We start from the raw sequence: 16,103 nt of genomic DNA on the forward strand, positions 1-16,103 counted from the left end.
AAATTGGCGCGAACGAGCGCGCAGAATGCGCCCCTGAAATGCGACGTGCCCTACAATCGCTACAGTCGGATTATTGGCTGCTTGCCGGAGAAGAAAGCCGCGCGTCGGTTGCCACGCGCCGCGAGCGCTGAGTCGCTACCGCGACTCGCCAAATCATGCTGGATCTGGCGATGCGATCAAATTAGGTCCGGAATTCTACGCAGCCCGGCGCATAACTTCCCGGACTACTAACCCTTGGAACCGGGCCGCGTGCGGCGCATCGGCGTATTGCCGATCTCGCGAGCGTCTTCCGGCTCTAATCGGCTGGCGCGCAGATTCTCGCGCTGGATGGCCTCGTAGACTTCCTGGCGATGTACCGGCACCTCGGACGGGGCATTGATGCCCAGCCGCACTTTGTCGCCTCGGATATCCACCACGGTGATAACGATGTTGTCACCGATCATGATGCTTTCGTCGCGTTGTCTCGACAAGACAAGCATCGTCGGCTCCTTCTATATGCTGGAAAGTATGTACTATTGGCTGGATTAAGAATGATTTACGCGGTTTTGCGCAGCGCCGGTTGCGCGGTAGGCAACACAAAGCGAACCGGAACATCGGCATTGTTGATCGTTTGGCGTCCCAGGCGCTGGCCGAGATGAATCACCAGCGGCGCCTTCAGGTTGAGGGTGATTCCCCCCTCGTGCTTGCTGACGATGACAAGCACCTGGGCGGCCTTTGGATCTGCTAACGCCATGCGTTGGGCCTCGGAACGCGGGATACGCAACTGATAGCCCGCGACGAAGCGGCGAGGACTGACGACCGCGAGGGCAACATCGGGGCGCGAGGTGCATTGCAGCCAGCCGATAGCCTCGTTTTCGGCGTCGGCCAAGAGCACCCAATGGCGGCATTCTGGCAATCCGAATAGCCCCTCCGGAAAGCGGAGAATGTCCTCTGGTTGGACGTCAACCTGTCCAAAGCGGGAGGTGCGAATCAACATCGTGTCAGGCCTACCTTCCGTGGAACTGCCTGTAAATTGCGCCAACTCGCCAAAATCGGCGGTTGGCTCGAACTCGGGCAGCAGTTCGGAACTGGATCGCAGCAACGCGGCGGCGAAAAATGCTGGCGCGCATAGACAGCATCGGCGCAGGCCGTTGGCCATCCGCAACAAAATCGACAGGGGGAAAGACGTGCGAATTATGCGCGTCGTACGGGGAGAGGCGGCGCAGCAGCGTCTCAGGCGGCGGGCCGGTTACAAATAATCGAGCAACGACAGCTTGAAGGTTTGCGCGGTGGTTTGCAGGGCCGCTTGGAGGGCCGCCTGCCTGGCCGCTAGTTCTGATACAACCGTGGTGAAATCCGCGTCGATATCGTTGGACCGCGCCTGTTTCAATTCCGTATCTTCTGATTCTAGGCGTTGCTTCAACATGTCCAACGCTTGCTGCCGGGCGCCGGAATCGGCCCGGGCGAAATTGATCTTGAACGCCGAGTCGTCCAAGAGCTCAATGCCGCGCTGTATGCCGGCGGAGTCGTTATTATTGAGCGCGGCGCGCAAGCGCAGCAGCGCGTTGAACACGCCAGATACTTCTTGCGGATTGACGTCTCGCCCGGTGAGCGTTTGTGCCGTGCCGCCGCTGAGGTTGGCGGTTGGGGCAAGCGTGTATACGCCATTTCCGTTGTTCGGAGCGCCATCGGCCGGCGCCAGCGCGCCGCTAAATACCAGGCTGGTCGTCGCATCGGAATTGACCAGATTGACCAGCGCGTTGGCGGTAGTGGCCCCTGATGTGATGTCGAACACCAGCGTGCCGGCGACGGCGTTGTAGGTGACCGTTTCGTTGCCGACTCCCAGACCGGTGTCAACAAACGAGATTGCGACCCCATTTAACTGCGTGCCTGGGTCAATCCCTGAGATGACAATGTCGTTATTGGCTCCAATGGCATTGAGCGTCGCCGAAGCGACAGCGGGACTATTGGCTGGCGCGCTGCCGTTGGCGGCAACCGGTATCAACCCGAGGTCCTCTGCGGCCTGACTTTGAGGCACGCGCAATACCCGCAGTTCGCCGGCTCCGGTCGGATCGTCGTTGACGAGTTCGATGCCATTGCCAGTCTGGGCCAAACGCGCGACCACTCTGGTGGTCGGGTTGAGATTGTTGGGATGATTGTTGATCAAATCCAATACGTCGCCAACACTTTGCGCGCCGTCAAGATCCAACTCGAGTCGCGTCCCGTCGCGTCTCTCAATCACCATGTCGGTCCCCGCGGTGGTTTGCACGCCCCGACCGTGATTGAGCGAGTTGAGTTGTGTGGCCGCAGTGAAGCTGCGAATCCCCAAATGCGTCGCTGTTTGGCCACCATTCTCGCCGATCTGAAAATTCTGGCCACTGATCTTGCTGAGGACGTTGATCCCGTTGCCGCTGGAGTTGATCTCGGCCGCAAGGCCTGATCCGGCGCCGTTGAACGCGTTCAACAGATCTTCAATGGTCTCCGCGCCCGACAGATCGATGACGGTGGTCGATCCACCATTGGTGACCGATAGGCCTGCTGCGAGATCAAGTTCAATTCCACTTCCCCCGGCAGTGCTGCCGGCGGCAAGCGGATCGAAAACGGTGGCTTGCACGTATCCGGAGCCGTCGTTTTCGAGTTCGTGCGCATCGAGCGTCGCGTTGAACGTCCCATCGGCGTTGATGGCGCTGATGATTTGATTGGCGGTGGAGACGCCGCTTTCGATGGTGACGGTGAGCGTATTCGTGCCGCTGTTGTAGGCGACCGATTCATTGCCGGCGACACCCAATCCGCCATCGACCAATGTAATGTTTGCGTTGTTGAATTGAGCGCCGCGATTGGCCGCGGTGACAACGAGATTGTTGTTGGCGCCGCCAGGCGCAATGAACGCGCGAGCCCGCGAACCCAAGATGTCGTCCAGGCGCGTCGTGAGCGTGACGCGAGGATCGAGGTCGCCGCCGATGACGGGGGCCACTCCGGCCGGGATCGTTCGTAGGATGCCGAGGTCCTTGGCGGTCGAACCGTCGCCAATGTCTTGAACCAGAAGGTTGCCTCCGCCCGCGGAGTCGATTTGAAGATTGAGCCCGGTCGCGGTGATGTCGACGCGAATAGCGCGCGCGAGCGGGGCGCCGGCTTCGAGCTTGTCGACCACATCGCCAATTGTGCTTGCGCGGCTCAGGTCGACGAGACTGGTGTTGGCGCCATCGGAGATGGAGATGCTGCCTAGTCGAACGCCGACGCCGCCGTGAAGATCGGATAGTTTCGTGTCGCGTGACAGCGCGCGATTGAAATCGGCGGCGCCCACAACCTGGCTAGTCATGCCGCCGAACGCCTGGTCTCCGGTTAAGTTTGTTTCGAAGAGCAGGTTGACATCGCCGTAGCTCTCTAAGTTCGTGGCGTTTCCGTTGTACCGCACCGAGTCGTTGACGCGCTCGAAGGGAAGCTGCGCTGTTTGCGAGCCGGCGAACAAATAGCGTCCGTTGACTTGTTGATTGCCGGAATCGATCAGTTCTTGAATGGCGTTGTCGATTTCGAGGCCGACCGCCAGACGCTGTGTGTCGCTGCTTGAACTGCCGACGACCGCCAGGGCGCTGGCGCGAATTTCAGCCAGCAAGTTCGCTGAATTGCTGAGCGCGGTGTCGGTGGTCTTGAGATACAGTTCGTTGGCCGTGATATTTTTGCGAACTTGGTCTTTGCGCTCCAATAGCCGTTGAATGCTCATGGCGCGTAGGGCCGCCGGCGCGTCCTGACTTGCGACCGTGATGCGCTTGCCGGTACTGAGCTGATCTTGCAGTCGCAGCAGATCGAGTTGATCGGACTGCAATTGGGTTTGCAATCGTTGCCGAGCCAGGATATCGCTGACCCGAGTGGTGGGGATAGGTACGATCGCGCCCATGACTGATCCGTGTGTGCTTTCTTATCCGGCGCTAGAGATTGACCAATATTCCGAGCAACTCATTGAGCGTGGCGATGTATTTGGCCGACGTTTGAAACACTCGCTGATAGGCCAGCATATTGACGGCCTCGTCGTCGAGGCTGACGCCGCTGACGGCGTTTTTGTGGCCGACGAGCGTTTGCTCGAAGACACGAAAGCCATCGGCGTCGGCCTTGGCCACGCTGGAGGCCTGCGTTAGATCGCCGGCCAACTTGTCGTAGAGGTCGGCGAGCGTGGAGTTGTTCTTCGACTCCAATGGACGATCGAGGAACGCCGCCAGTTTGGTGGCGTTGTCGGTGTCTGAGCCGATTCCCTTGGTGCTCGCCGCAAATCGCGCCGGATCGTCAAGCACTCCTTGGTCGACACCAAGGCTTATTGCCGAATTGCCAGTGAAGTACACATTGACTCCCAGCGCCGCCAGCGCGCCGCTGGTGTCGTCGGCGAAGGCGAATTCCTGGTTGCTGGCGTTGCTGACGATCTTCAACCGCTTGTCCGCGGTTAACGAGGCGGACAAGCCGTTGATGCCATTGATCTGCGCAACCAGATCGGTCAACGAGGTGTCGTCGTCAAGGCCGTTCAGTTTGACTTGAATGTCGGTCGTTTGCGTAATCTTCGTTTGGCGATTGTAAACCTTCACCTGAAATGAACCGTTGACCGGTGTGAAGCTCAGCCCGGCGGCGTCCAATGGAGCATCTGTATTGGCGACGTGATTGTTGGACGTCAGTTCGCTGAATCCCTTCAGGCCTTGCCCCGAGGAATAAACACGATTGAACTCGAAGGCCAAGGTATGGGCAAAATCGTCGAGTTGATCGAGAAATCCGCCAATGATTTGGTCGCGCGACTCGATGAGCCCGGACAATTCGCCACCGCTGGCGTCGATGGGGGCCTTGGAATCGGCGAACTGCAGATTTGAGATGGTCAGGCCACGGTCGGTCGACTGGGCCACCTCCACCTTGCGACTGAGGGCTTCGAACACCAGGTAACTACCGCCGTTGTAGACGTTCACGGCGCCGCTGTTCTGCTCGTCGACGCGAATATCTATCAATTCGGAGAGCGACGTGAGCGCTTTATAACGCTGATCGCGGAGCCCGACCGCATCGCTTTTTGAACTGTCGCCCGCTTCGGCCTGCGTGATCCGTTGATTGAGCGAGCGAACTTCCTCCACGAGACGATTGATGTCGTCTGACATCTTGGTGACGCGATCGTTCATGTCAGAACGATTTTGTCGGGCGCGCGTCGAGAGCGAGCTGATGTCTTGCGCCAATGTTTGGCCTTTGAGAGCCGCTAGATTACGAGCCGCGACGCTTTCTGGCTGATTGAGGACTTGGGCAATGCTGGAAAAGAAGTTATTGAGCGAAGTGCTGAGGTTGTTGTCTCCCAAGGCGTTCACCATCGCCTCGAGTTGCTGGTAGGATTGCTCCTTGACCTCGCCACGCGCGCGATCGGAAGTGGAATTGCGCAGGCGCTGTTCGAGAAACAGGTCGATTTTTTGTTTGACGCTGACGACCTGAACACCCAGGCCGAGGAGCAAGCCGCCATATTGTTGAGTCGCTGCTGGCGCCAGCTTGACTTCTTCGCGGATGTACCCTGGCGTGTTGGCGTTGGCGATGTTCTGGCCAACGACTTGGAGGCCAATTTGTTGCGCTTTAAGCGCGTTGTTGGCCAACTGGATGGAGCTGAATAACGACATAGGTCAGCCTGCCTGGGAGTCGCGAAATTGCGCCGATTGGCTAGGCCGCCTGGTCTACGAACGAGCCAGACGCCGCGGAAGCCGACTCCTTTCCATATGTCGGCTGAAGCTTGCCACCAGTGGCGATAATCTCCAAGAGCTGAGACAGATGCAGTATCGTGCGCTGGACAACCACCCAATTGGCTAGCGATTGATGTGCTAGCAAGCGGGCGCGAAGCGTCGCTTCGCGGGTTTCTTGCACCAGTGGTTGCCGATCGCCGCGCGGCAGGGAGGCGACCAGCGACCGCAGGCTCTCAGCCGGCAATCCGCGCTGCGCGGCGCCCGCCAAAATCGCTAAGCGGCGCTGCTGGCAGGCGGCCAACCGCTCGCTTAGTTCATGCTCGCGCGGGGCCAGGGCGGCGATGCCGGGCACGTCGAACTCCGCGAGACAGCGGCGCTTTTCCGCGAGGACATCGAGCAGTTCTTGTTGCGCTGTCGAGAGATCGCGCAGCAATTGACCCAGTTCTGATTCCCACGTTGCGTTCATCGCGCGTTCCATGTTTTCTATGCGAGCCGACCGAAAGACAGGTAGTGCCGACTAGCCGCGTTGCAATTGAAACAGATCGAACATGGGCCCGGTGAACTCATGGGCCGTTGATTTGGTTAGGTCCTGCGCCAGAGTCTGATCGAGTTGATTGCGAAAGATCTCTTCCGCTTGACTGCCGTCAAAATAAGGCGTCTTGCCGTTCATGCTGCGCAGCGACTTGAGCATTTGGCCGTAGAAGGTTTCGCCGACGAACGAGTCGAACGCTTTGCGGACTTCGGAGTCGTCTGCATTGGGCTTGGAGAGCGCGCCGAACGGTTGCGACGCCGGCTGCGATCCGATCATGGTGGCTCGAATGTCCATACGAGTTCTCCTAACAATCGCCGCGAGTTATTCGATAATCAGTCGAGCGTGCAGCTTACCGCTGCGCTCCAGACCTTTGATGATGTCGATGATGTCGTCGGTAGGCACTTTGACCGCGTTGAGCGCCTCGACGAGCGACTTCAGTTCGGCGGTCTGCTCGCTGGCAGGATTCACCGCGACAAACATCTCGTCGGGCAGTTCGTAGCCTGCCTCCACGACAATGTTGCGATGCGAGACGACCACCGACCCGATCTTCACGCTGCCGTCGATGACAATGCTGCCGGTTCGCTCGTTGATGACCACGCGGCTTTGGGGAACGATCTCGGCCTCGAGCAGCACTTCGAGCCCCATGACCTCGCCGATGAAGTCGACCGGGTCCTCTTGGTTCTGCGGCGGAATCAGCACCTTAACATTGCCTTGATTCAGGGCCTGCGCGATCGCCTTTCCGCCGGTTTGCAGATCGAAATGCTCGTTGATGCGCTGGCCGATCATTTGCGCGATTTGAAAATCGGCGTGGTTCTGCCCCAGCACGAGTGTAATGGCGCCGTCTTGCTGATAGGCGTTAAAGAAGTCTTCTTCGAGCCGGCAACCCTGGTGAATTCGGCCCGTGGCGCCAAAGCGCGGATTGTCGAGTTCGATGGCTCCGGACGCAAAACCATAGATGCGGGTGTTCTCGACCACTGGTCCGGTAAGCGGCGTCAAGAACAGTCGGCCGCCAGCCAACGTCTTGGCGGAGCCGATTGAGCTGACCTGGCAATCCAAGAGTTCGCCTTCGCGTGCGCCGGCCCCAGGCACTGTCGCGGTGACCATGACAATGGCCACATTGCGGGCGTCTTTCAATTCCAGCGCGCCGCCACGGCCGACAGGATTGCCCATCAATTGCAGCGCGGTGGCTAGGCTGCGGATCGCGGGCAGAAAGGCGCCGCCATCGCCAGTGCCGTTGAGTCCGACGACCAGACCCAGCCCTTGCAAGGTATTTTCTTCCTGGCCCTTGATGTGACAAATGTTCTTGAGACGCGTGCCGGCATCGACCGACGGCGCGAAGGCCAAGGCTAAGGCGACAGTGACGATACCGATCCACCAACCACGCATGGGGGTCATCTCCGAGCAGCAATTAGAACGGGCCAACGTTGTCGAGCCATCGCAGCAGCCAGCCGCGTTTGTAACCATCGCGCACGTGTCCGGTTTCTACTTTCTCAATGTTCAACTCGGCCACGTCCTCGCTGAGGATCGTGTTGTTCGGCAAGACGTCCTCGCGGCGGACGATGCCGCTCAAGCGCTGCTCATACGTGTCCTCGTTGTTTTCGATGCGGCGATGCGCCTCGAGCACCAGATTGCCGTTGGGGCGGATATCGACGACCGTGGCGGCGATTTGGAATTTGACCGTGTCGCCGGAGTCCAACTGCACCTGAGTTTGCATCTGATTGTTAAGCTGCGCTTCGATGCTTGGCGTGCCCAAGCCCATCGGAGTGGGGGCGAGATTGCCGCCTTCGAACTGAATCCAACGCTGGAGAATGGCCGCCATGTTCGATCGTTTGCGTCGCTGCAAGTTGCCGCGGCTGAGGTGTTGCGTCTTGTAGTCGACAATGATCGTGACGATGTCGTTGATCTTGATTTCGCGGGGCGGCTCCAGCTTGACGTAGGTGAAGGAGGTGTTTTCCAACGTGAGTGGCTGCGCAGTGACCGTGCCCAACTTGTGCAAGCTGGAGGTTTGGCCAAAGGCCAAATCGGAGAGAGCCAACGTGGCGACGCCCGGGGCCGCCACCACCCACAATCGGCGTCGAATTTTCCGCACCAAATTGCGCGCCATGACTACTTCGCCCTCGTGGACACTGATTGGAGTTTGTCGCCACCCGAGGTTCTGGCAATTGCCGCAGCCTGTCCAGCGCCAGCAAACACCTCAACTTCCTGCGGCCCGCAGACGCGTGCGAAGAACGATTTTCGGTCGGCCAGCGATTCGATGGTCACCAGGGCTCCCAGTGCTCCGTCTTCCAGCGCGCGGCCGGTGGTGCGAACGCGAACACCGGGGCAACGAGCAAATACCGTCACGATATCGCGACCACGGACGAGGAGCGGCGCCTGCAAGAGCGCCGCGGTCAGTGATTGACCTTCCGAAAGCGTTTGGAGAGTCTCTCGGCCGACGACGTCTTCGAGCCGCACCAAGGCGTCGGTGGCAGCATTGGCCGTGGCGGGGGTTTCGAGTCGCAGGTCGGCTCGGCTGAGCACGACGCCACGCCCCAATGCCCGGGCCGCCACAACGATGGGCTGCGCGGCCGACACCTCCACAGCAAGTTCGAACTGACGCACTTCCATCGCATCGCCCAAGGAGAACTGAAAGCGTTGGGGCCCAGTCCAAGGGGACGTGCCGCCCGTTACCTTGGGCTTCACGGAGGCGCCGCAGACGGTGCGCACCTGCTCGTCGCTGAGTTCAAAGCGAAACGACCAGGCCGGAGTTGCCGCGGTGAACTGCGAGAGATGCTCGACCATGGCGCCAGTCAATCGCGCCTCCGCCTGTCGGCGGAGGGTATCGGGGGCGCGAGTCGGTTTCGGCGATACGGGCGTCGATGGGCTTTCGCCAGCGAGCAGAATTCGACTTGCCCCAGATATGGCATGGCCGGCCAGTGAAACCCCCTTGAGGCGGAGCCGGTCGCAAACTTCTTGTGCCGAGATCGCCGCTTTCTCGCCGGCCGCGGGGGCCGGCATGATTTCAGCTTTCGCCAGTTGGCGTGTGGCGTCGTCGTCGCCAATCACTTCGGCCAGATCGTCCAATCGAATCAAGCTGCCTGCGGTCGTGCAGGCGGCGCGAAAGCGAACTTCGCCACTTTCGACCGGCCCGATCGGCGCCAGGCAAATTACGAGCAAACCGGTGACATGAACTACTTGCCGCATGTTGCGTCCTTGCGCGATGCCGCTATCCAATTAGAACCGGCGGAGCGTGGAAATGAGTTGCAGAATTTGATCGCCGGCCTGCACGACTTGCGAATTGAGTTCGAAGGCGCGCTGGGTGGTGATCAGGTCGATCAACTCGCTGACCGGCTCGACGTTGGAGGCCTCGATGACGTTTTGCTGCAGCGTTCCCAGCCCTTGATTGCCCGGATTGTCGGTGAGCACCGGAGGTCCGGACGCGTCGGTCTGCTGGTAGAGGTTTTCGCCCAGTTTGAGCAGTCCCTCGGGATTGATGAACTTGACGAGCTGAATCTGTCCGACTTGCGTCAGGTTCTGTTGGCCGGGCTGCAAGACTGAGACGATGCCGTTGGGCCCGATCGTCACATTGGTGGCATCCGGCGGTATGGTAATGGCGGGCTCAAGCTGGCGTCCGACCAAGGCGGAGCCGATTACCATTTGACCGTTGGAGTTGAGGTTGAAGCTGCCGGTGCGAGTGTAAATGAGTTGCCCAGTCGGCGGGTCGAGCACCTGAAAAAACCCCTCGCCGACGATCGCTACATCGAGCGGGCGGTTTGTCTCTTTGAAAGCGCCTTGAGAAAAGTCGGTCTGCGTGCTGCGGACCCGGACTCCGAGGCCGATCGCAATGCCAGTGGGAGTGAAATTGCCCTGCTGGTCTTGGATGCCGGGCAACATTTCCTGTCGGTAGAACAGGTCTTGGAAGTTTGCCCGCGACGCCTTGTAGCCATCGGTATTGATGTTGGCCAGGTTGTTGGCGATGGTGTCGAGCCGCTGTTGGAGCGAATCCATACCGGTGGCAGCGGTGTAAAGCGTTTGAACACTCATGGCGGTATCGCAATCCGTGGATTAAGCAGTGCGCAGCACTCGGGTAATGAGCGCGCCGTACATTTGGTCTTGGTTCTGAATGAGATTCACATTGGCCTCGAAGACGCGCGACGCCTCGATCATGTGCATCATTTCCTGCGTCGGCCGCACGGCGGACTTTTCCAGGAAACCTTGCTTGACGTTGCGCTTCGGCGGGTCAACTGGTTCGACCTCGGCCAGGCTCGAGAACAGGTATTCGCCGGCCTTCGCCAGATCGCCAAGGGCCGGCGGTTTGACGATCGCCAGAAATTGCTTGGTGCCCGGCTGAACCACGGCGCCGTCCTCGGTCCAACGATGGGCGCCGCGTTCGGGCGGGATGTTCATTGGTTCGCCATCGGCATTGATCACCGCATGGCCATCTGGGGTAAGCAGGTCACCATTGGGAGTGATGACAAAATTTCCGGCCCGCGTGAGATAGTCTTGACCATCCTTGCGGACCAGGAAGAAGCCCTCGCCTTCGATAGCCAGGTCGTTTGGCAGGTGGGTGGGATCTAGCGGCCCAGGACTGAAGGTCGTCACGGTCTCTCGGAACTCCACGCCGCCGCCAATGTCGTTGATCGAGCGCGAGCCCGGCGAGTCGAGGCCTTGTTGCGTCTCTTCCGCATAGCGAGCTTGAAAGATCGCCAAGTCGCGCTTGAAGCCGGTTGTGCCGACATTCGCCATGTTATTGGCGATGACTTCCAGCCGCCGGCTTTGAGCCCGGGCGCCTTCAGCGGAGATGTAGAGACCGTACGGCATTGCTTTCGATCCGGTGACGTTGTGTGTCGCCCGCTGAAAGCAATCGGGATGCCAAACGTTGTGGCGGAGAATGAAATTCGCTTGCGGGAGAGATGCAACGTGAGGAGTTTCCGAGACTTAGCGATCGGCATCGGTCGAGTCGAACAATAGCGACCGATGCACGGCAAAAGTTGCTGATCGCGCTAGGGTTGCCGATCGAGCGGCAACTACTGCCGATCCGACGCGCCGCTAAGGGGCCTTGCGAGATTGCTCCACGAGACGATCGGCGCCCTGCGCTCGTAGTTGTGCTGCGACTCGATGCCCTAGTTCCGTTGCTTGGTCAGGCTCGGAGCAAGCCTGGGCAAGCAGGCGTTCTCGACCGTCTGCGCTGAGCACCGCAGCCGAGAGTTGCAGCGCTGCGCCCTCCAAACGCGCCCAGGCGCCAATGGGGGCCAGGCATCCTCCGCGAAGCTCTGCTAGCAGCGCACGCTCGGCCAGCACGGCCATCTGTGAAGGCGAGTGGTTCAAGTGCTTTGCCGCCGCGATCGTTTGTGGATCGTCGACTCTCGTTTCGATGCCAAGCGCCCCCTGCCCCACTGCTGGCAGCATCAAAGTAGGGGGTAGCACTTCGGTGATTTCGCCATCCAGACCGAGACGTCGTAAACCTGCCTCAGCTAGCACAATGGCGGCAAACTCCCCGTCGCGAAGCTTACGCAGACGGGTGTCGACATTGCCACGGATATCGGCCATCCGCAGGTCGGGACGGGCGTGCAGCAACTGGGCGCGGCGGCGGATGCTGCCAGTGCCGATGGTCGCGCCAGCGGGAAGTTTCGCCAAGCTGGCTCCAGCGACTGAAATCAGGGCGTCGGCAACGGATTCGCGAACTGGGATCGCCGAGAGCTGCAACCCTTCGACAACATCTGTCGGCAGATCCTTAAGACTATGCACCGCCAAATCGATGCGGTGATCGAGCAACGCCAGTTGGATTTCGCGAGTAAAAACTCCCTGGCCTGACAGACCGCTGATCGATTCGGTCCGCGCATCGCCTTGCGTGCGAATCTCGAAGACTTCGACCTCGGCGCCGGCCAGTGTGCGCAACTGACTGGCCACCCAATCGGCTTGCCAGCGCGCCAGCAGACTTCCGCGAGTGCCGATCCGAAGCTTCACGATTGTCTCAGTATGATGGGTTGTGCGCTGAAGGCTAATTGAACATTTCGCCGCATCGCCGTCTAGCAGCGGGCGCGCCGATGCGACGCGACTACTAGGTCAAACACTAGTCGCCTGCGAAGCGGGGGTTTGCGTGCGACAAATTGCAGCGACGGCGACAAACTCCGCGCGCGCTTTGCGAAACTGCTGAGCGATCGCGCTAGTGGTGGCGCCCGAGGTGACGACATCGTCGATCAGGAGCACTCTGGCGCCGCGAAAGTCGCTTGGATGTAGCAGGCGGAATGCGCCGCGCATCGCCAGGCGGCGACGCGGAGCGCTGAGCGGCCCCAGCGCAGGGGTGCGGCGCTGCCGCCTCAACAGATTAGTGGCGGGCACGGAAAGTTGGTTGGCGAGAATGGTTGCCATCGCCTCGGGGTTATTTACGCCGCGCCAGGCGCGCCGGAGCCAGTGCATTGGAACAGGAACCACCACGTCGGCGCGCCAAGCCGCCAGCTCGGGGCCATGCTGTCGCCACAGGAGCCGAGCAAGAGAACGAGCCAAAACAAAATCGCGCGCGCACTTTGCTCTGAGCACTGCCTCGCGCAGTTCCGCGTGATAATCGCCCAGCGTGATCACCGCGTCGACGCGCATGCGGCGTTCGGCGCACGCGAGACAAGTTTGGCCAACCACTCCGAGCACGCTGCCACAGCGGGGACAAACAATGCGCGGCGGCGGCAGCATGGCAGCGATGCACGTCTCGCAGAGCCCCAGCCGATCGGTCGCATGCTGCAAATCCACCCCGCAAAACGAGCAGAGCGGCGGAAACAGCAAATCGCCCGTACGGTTGCCCAAGCCGCGGAGCCATCGCGGCAGCATCCGCATCGGAGTGGCTTTCGGAGCTACCTGAGCGGGTTTCATGGCGCGATGCTCGTCTTGACCGAACTTTTTCACTTCCCTAGTATCCGCTGCATTTCCGTTGGCGCCAGCGTTCTTGGCTAGCTCAGATGCGCATTATCGATCGTTATTTGCTCCGTCAATTCGTGCAGGTGTTCATCATTTGCTTTACGAGTCTGACCGGGCTGTACATCGTTTTTGACGCCTTCAGCAATTTGGACGAATTCGCCAAAGCGGCTGAGAAGGAGGGCAATCTCTTGTCGCTACTGGGGACATTCTACGCTTACCGCAGCGTGTTTTTCTTCGACCGCACTTGCGGCATTTTGGCGTTGATTTCGGCCATGTTCACGGTGACGTGGATCCAGCGAAATAATGAGCTGACCGCGCTATCGGCCGCCGGCATCGCCACGAGCCGCGTCATCCGGCCGGTCATTGTCGCCGCGCTTGCGATCAGCGTTGTGGCGGCTATTAGTCGCGAAGTGGTGATTCCGCAGTTGAGCACGCAACTGAGCCGCGATCCCAAGAATCTGAGTGGCGACAAAGCGACGGAACTGCAACCGCGTTACGATTTGGAAACCGATGTGCTATTTCGCGGCCAAGAAACTGTCTTCAAGGATCGCAAGATCATTCAGCCGAGCTTTCTCTTGCCGGCCGGCCTGGACACCTATGGCAAGCAACTCTCGGCGAAAGACGCCTACTATCAGCCCGCCAACCAGGAGCATCCGGGCGGATATTTGCTGAAAGGCGTCGAGCAGCCGTCCCACATCGGCGAGCTTGATTCGCTCAAACGTGGCAGCCGATTGGTGCTGATCACTCCCAAGGACGCGCGCTGGCTTGAAGTAGGCGAGTGCTTTGTGGTGAGCAACATGGACTTTCGGCAGCTCACCAGCGGGCAAAAGAGTCGCCAGTTCGCGTCAACGTGGCAATTGATTCGTGGCTTACGCAACCCGAGCCTGGATTATGGCGCCGACGTGCGCGTGGCGATACATGCCCGACTTGTTCAGCCATTTCTGGACGCGACACTTTTGCTGTTAGGGCTGCCATTGATCGTAGGGCGTGAAAACCGCAATATCTTCGTGGCGATCGGTCTGTGCATCGCGATTGTCACCGTTTTTATGCTGATCGTGCTGGCCTGCCAGTATTTGGGGGCCATCTATTTCATCAGCCCGGCACTGGCCGCCTGGGCGCCGCTGGTGATCTTTGTCCCTTGGGCGGCTGTGACCGCCGACCCACTACTGCGTTGACGACGCCTTTCTGGCGCGTTCGTCCGCGTGTCCACGGTCGACCCAGTACCGCAGATCGCAGTGTGATCAGCTCATTGCGTGAGATTGCTTGCTACATGCGCGTCGGCGATTAACAATCTGTCAACTAACACAACTTCTCGCGGACGGACACAATCACGATGCCTCACGTCGAATCACCTTGGGTTGATGGCCTCACCATCGGACAAGCGCTGCGAAAAACTAGCCAGCGCTTTCCGGATCGTGAAGCGCTCGTGTTTGCGGCAAGCGGCTATCGCCGCACTTATCGCGAGTTGGAGGCCGAGGTGAGTCGCTGCGCGAAGGGACTCGTCGCGCTGGGCATCGAACGAGGGCAGCATGTGGCCATTTGGGCGACCAATGTGCCGCAATGGCCGCTACTGCAACTTGCCACAGCGCGAATCGGGGCAGTGCTGGTGACGATCAACCCCGCATATCGCGCCTTTGAGCTGGAATACGTGCTCCGGCAAAGCGACGCCGTGGCGCTGTTTCTGGTCGATCGCTTCAAAACGTCGGATTACTTCGCCATGCTGGGCGAAGTCTGCCCGGAGTTGTCCGCCGCCACGCCGAACCGGTTGCATACCGACAAATTTCCGCGCCTTCGCGCCGTCGTCTCGTTGAGCGGCGCTACGCCGGCTGGCGCTTTGTCGTGGGATGCGATGATCGAAGAAGGCGTCGCTATTTCTGATCAAACCCTGGCCGAACGCGAAATGGGACTATCTCCGGGCGACGCGATCAACATCCAATACACCTCGGGAACGACGGGATTCCCGAAGGCAGCAACGCTGTCGCATCGGAATTTGCTGTACAACGCCTATTACGTAGGCCAGTGCCAGCGCATTACCGAAGCGGACCGGATTTGCGTTCCCGTGCCGTTTTATCACTGCTTTGGCTGTGTGATGGGGGTGCTCTGCTCGGTGGTGCATGGCGCGGCGATGGTTGTGCCCGCGGAGTCGTTTCAGCCGACCGCCACGCTGGACACCATTGAGCGGGAGCGCGCGACGTCGATCTATGGTGTGCCGACGATGTTTATCGCCCAGTTGCAGGACAGTTCGTTGGAAGGGCGCGATCTAAGCAGCTTGCGAACCGGCATCATGGCGGGCAGCCCTTGCCCAATTGAAGTGATGCGGCAGGTAGTGGACCGCATGGGAGCGCGGGAGGTGACGATTGCGTATGGTCTGACTGAAGCATCGCCAGTGATCACGCAGACAACTGCCGACGATCCCTTGGAACTGCGCGTGGAGACTGTCGGCAGGCCGTTGCCCGGCTTGGAAGTCAAGATCGTCGATCCGGGGACCGGGGCTGAATTGGGGGACATGGAACAAGGAGAACTTTGCACGCGAGGTCACGGCGTCATGTTGGGATATTACAACGACCCTGTGGCGACCGCGAAGATGATCGACACGGATGGCTGGCTGCACTCTGGCGACATCGCGCTGCGTCAAGAGGGGGGCTATTATCGCATCACCGGGCGGATCAAAGACCTGGTGATTCGCGGCGGCGAGAATGTCTATCCACGCGAGATTGAAGAGTTCTTGTTCACGCATGTCGCGGTGGAACAGGCGTCTGTCGTGGGCGTTCCCGACCCAAAGTACGGCGAGGAACTTTGCGCTTGGGTTAAGCTACAGCGCGGCTCAACCGTGACCGAGGCCGAATTGTTGGCGTTCTGCCGATCGCGATTGGCGCACTACAAGGTGCCGCGGTATGTGCGCTTTGTGGACGAGTTCCCGCAGACGGTCACCGGCAAGATACAGAAGTTCAAAATTCGCGAATTGATGATCGCCGAGTTGAACCTGGTGCAGCCCAAAACGGCGTAATGGCGACAATCGA

Annotated in this window: 15 protein-coding genes; 2 read left to right on the forward strand and 13 right to left on the reverse strand. The window is 59.8% G+C overall.

Annotated features, from left to right (window positions below; genetic code table 11):
* Positions 1-227: 227 nt before the first annotated feature.
* The 13 genes from csrA to K1X71_14785 all read right to left on the reverse strand — a co-directional run bounded on the left by csrA (position 228) and on the right by K1X71_14785 (position 13,038).
* Positions 228-479: a carbon storage regulator CsrA gene (csrA, locus tag K1X71_14725; protein MBX7074397.1), complete on the reverse strand. Its 252-nt coding sequence runs from the start codon at positions 477-479 to the stop codon at positions 228-230.
* 56 nt (positions 480-535) lie between these two features.
* Positions 536-976, reverse strand: a complete 441-nt coding sequence (gene fliW, locus K1X71_14730) for a flagellar assembly protein FliW (protein ID MBX7074398.1) — start codon at positions 974-976, stop codon at positions 536-538.
* Between the two features lie 252 nt (positions 977-1,228).
* Complete coding sequence (gene flgL, locus K1X71_14735; GenBank protein MBX7074399.1) at positions 1,229-3,874, reverse strand: flagellar hook-associated protein FlgL; 2,646 nt, start codon at positions 3,872-3,874, stop codon at positions 1,229-1,231.
* A gap of 31 nt (positions 3,875-3,905) precedes the next feature.
* Positions 3,906-5,603: a flagellar hook-associated protein FlgK gene (gene flgK / locus K1X71_14740; GenBank protein ID MBX7074400.1), complete on the reverse strand. Its 1,698-nt coding sequence runs from the start codon at positions 5,601-5,603 to the stop codon at positions 3,906-3,908.
* A 40-nt stretch (positions 5,604-5,643) separates the two neighbouring features.
* Positions 5,644-6,129 (reverse strand): flagellar protein FlgN, encoded by a 486-nt coding sequence (locus tag K1X71_14745; protein MBX7074401.1) that lies wholly within the window; start codon positions 6,127-6,129, stop codon positions 5,644-5,646.
* Between the two features lie 51 nt (positions 6,130-6,180).
* Positions 6,181-6,489: a rod-binding protein gene (locus K1X71_14750; protein MBX7074402.1), complete on the reverse strand. Its 309-nt coding sequence runs from the start codon at positions 6,487-6,489 to the stop codon at positions 6,181-6,183.
* Positions 6,490-6,516: 27 nt separating this feature from the next.
* Positions 6,517-7,581 carry a flagellar basal body P-ring protein FlgI gene (locus tag K1X71_14755; GenBank protein ID MBX7074403.1) on the reverse strand — a complete coding sequence of 355 codons (1,065 nt, stop codon included), beginning with the start codon at positions 7,579-7,581 and terminating at the stop codon, positions 6,517-6,519.
* A 22-nt stretch (positions 7,582-7,603) separates the two neighbouring features.
* A complete protein-coding gene (locus K1X71_14760) occupies positions 7,604-8,284 on the reverse strand; it encodes a flagellar basal body L-ring protein FlgH (protein ID MBX7074404.1) in 681 nt (226 codons plus the stop codon).
* A gap of 17 nt (positions 8,285-8,301) precedes the next feature.
* Complete coding sequence (gene flgA / locus K1X71_14765; protein ID MBX7074405.1) at positions 8,302-9,378, reverse strand: flagellar basal body P-ring formation chaperone FlgA; 1,077 nt, start codon at positions 9,376-9,378, stop codon at positions 8,302-8,304.
* A 30-nt stretch (positions 9,379-9,408) separates the two neighbouring features.
* Positions 9,409-10,218, reverse strand: a complete 810-nt coding sequence (gene flgG / locus K1X71_14770; protein MBX7074406.1) for a flagellar basal-body rod protein FlgG — start codon at positions 10,216-10,218, stop codon at positions 9,409-9,411.
* Between the two features lie 21 nt (positions 10,219-10,239).
* Positions 10,240-10,995 carry a flagellar hook-basal body protein gene (locus K1X71_14775; GenBank protein ID MBX7074407.1) on the reverse strand — a complete coding sequence of 252 codons (756 nt, stop codon included), beginning with the start codon at positions 10,993-10,995 and terminating at the stop codon, positions 10,240-10,242.
* Positions 10,996-11,223: 228 nt separating this feature from the next.
* Entirely contained in the window at positions 11,224-12,180 is a 957-nt protein-coding gene (gene hemC, locus K1X71_14780) for a hydroxymethylbilane synthase (protein ID MBX7074408.1), read from the reverse strand.
* 60 nt (positions 12,181-12,240) lie between these two features.
* A complete protein-coding gene (locus K1X71_14785) occupies positions 12,241-13,038 on the reverse strand; it encodes a ComF family protein (GenBank protein ID MBX7074409.1) in 798 nt (265 codons plus the stop codon).
* Positions 13,039-13,124: 86 nt separating this feature from the next.
* Here K1X71_14785 and K1X71_14790 point away from each other — a divergent pair, with 86 nt between their 5' ends.
* Together K1X71_14790 and K1X71_14795 are read left to right on the forward strand one after the other, a co-directional pair.
* Positions 13,125-14,258 carry an LptF/LptG family permease gene (locus K1X71_14790; protein MBX7074410.1) on the forward strand — a complete coding sequence of 378 codons (1,134 nt, stop codon included), beginning with the start codon at positions 13,125-13,127 and terminating at the stop codon, positions 14,256-14,258.
* Between the two features lie 158 nt (positions 14,259-14,416).
* Positions 14,417-16,090, forward strand: coding sequence for an AMP-binding protein (locus K1X71_14795; protein ID MBX7074411.1), 1,674 nt, complete (start codon positions 14,417-14,419; stop codon positions 16,088-16,090).
* Positions 16,091-16,103 lie beyond the last annotated feature (13 nt).

The sequence above is a fragment of the Pirellulales bacterium genome (assembly GCA_019694455.1).
Taxonomy (GTDB): Bacteria; Planctomycetota; Planctomycetia; order Pirellulales; family JAEUIK01; genus JAIBBY01.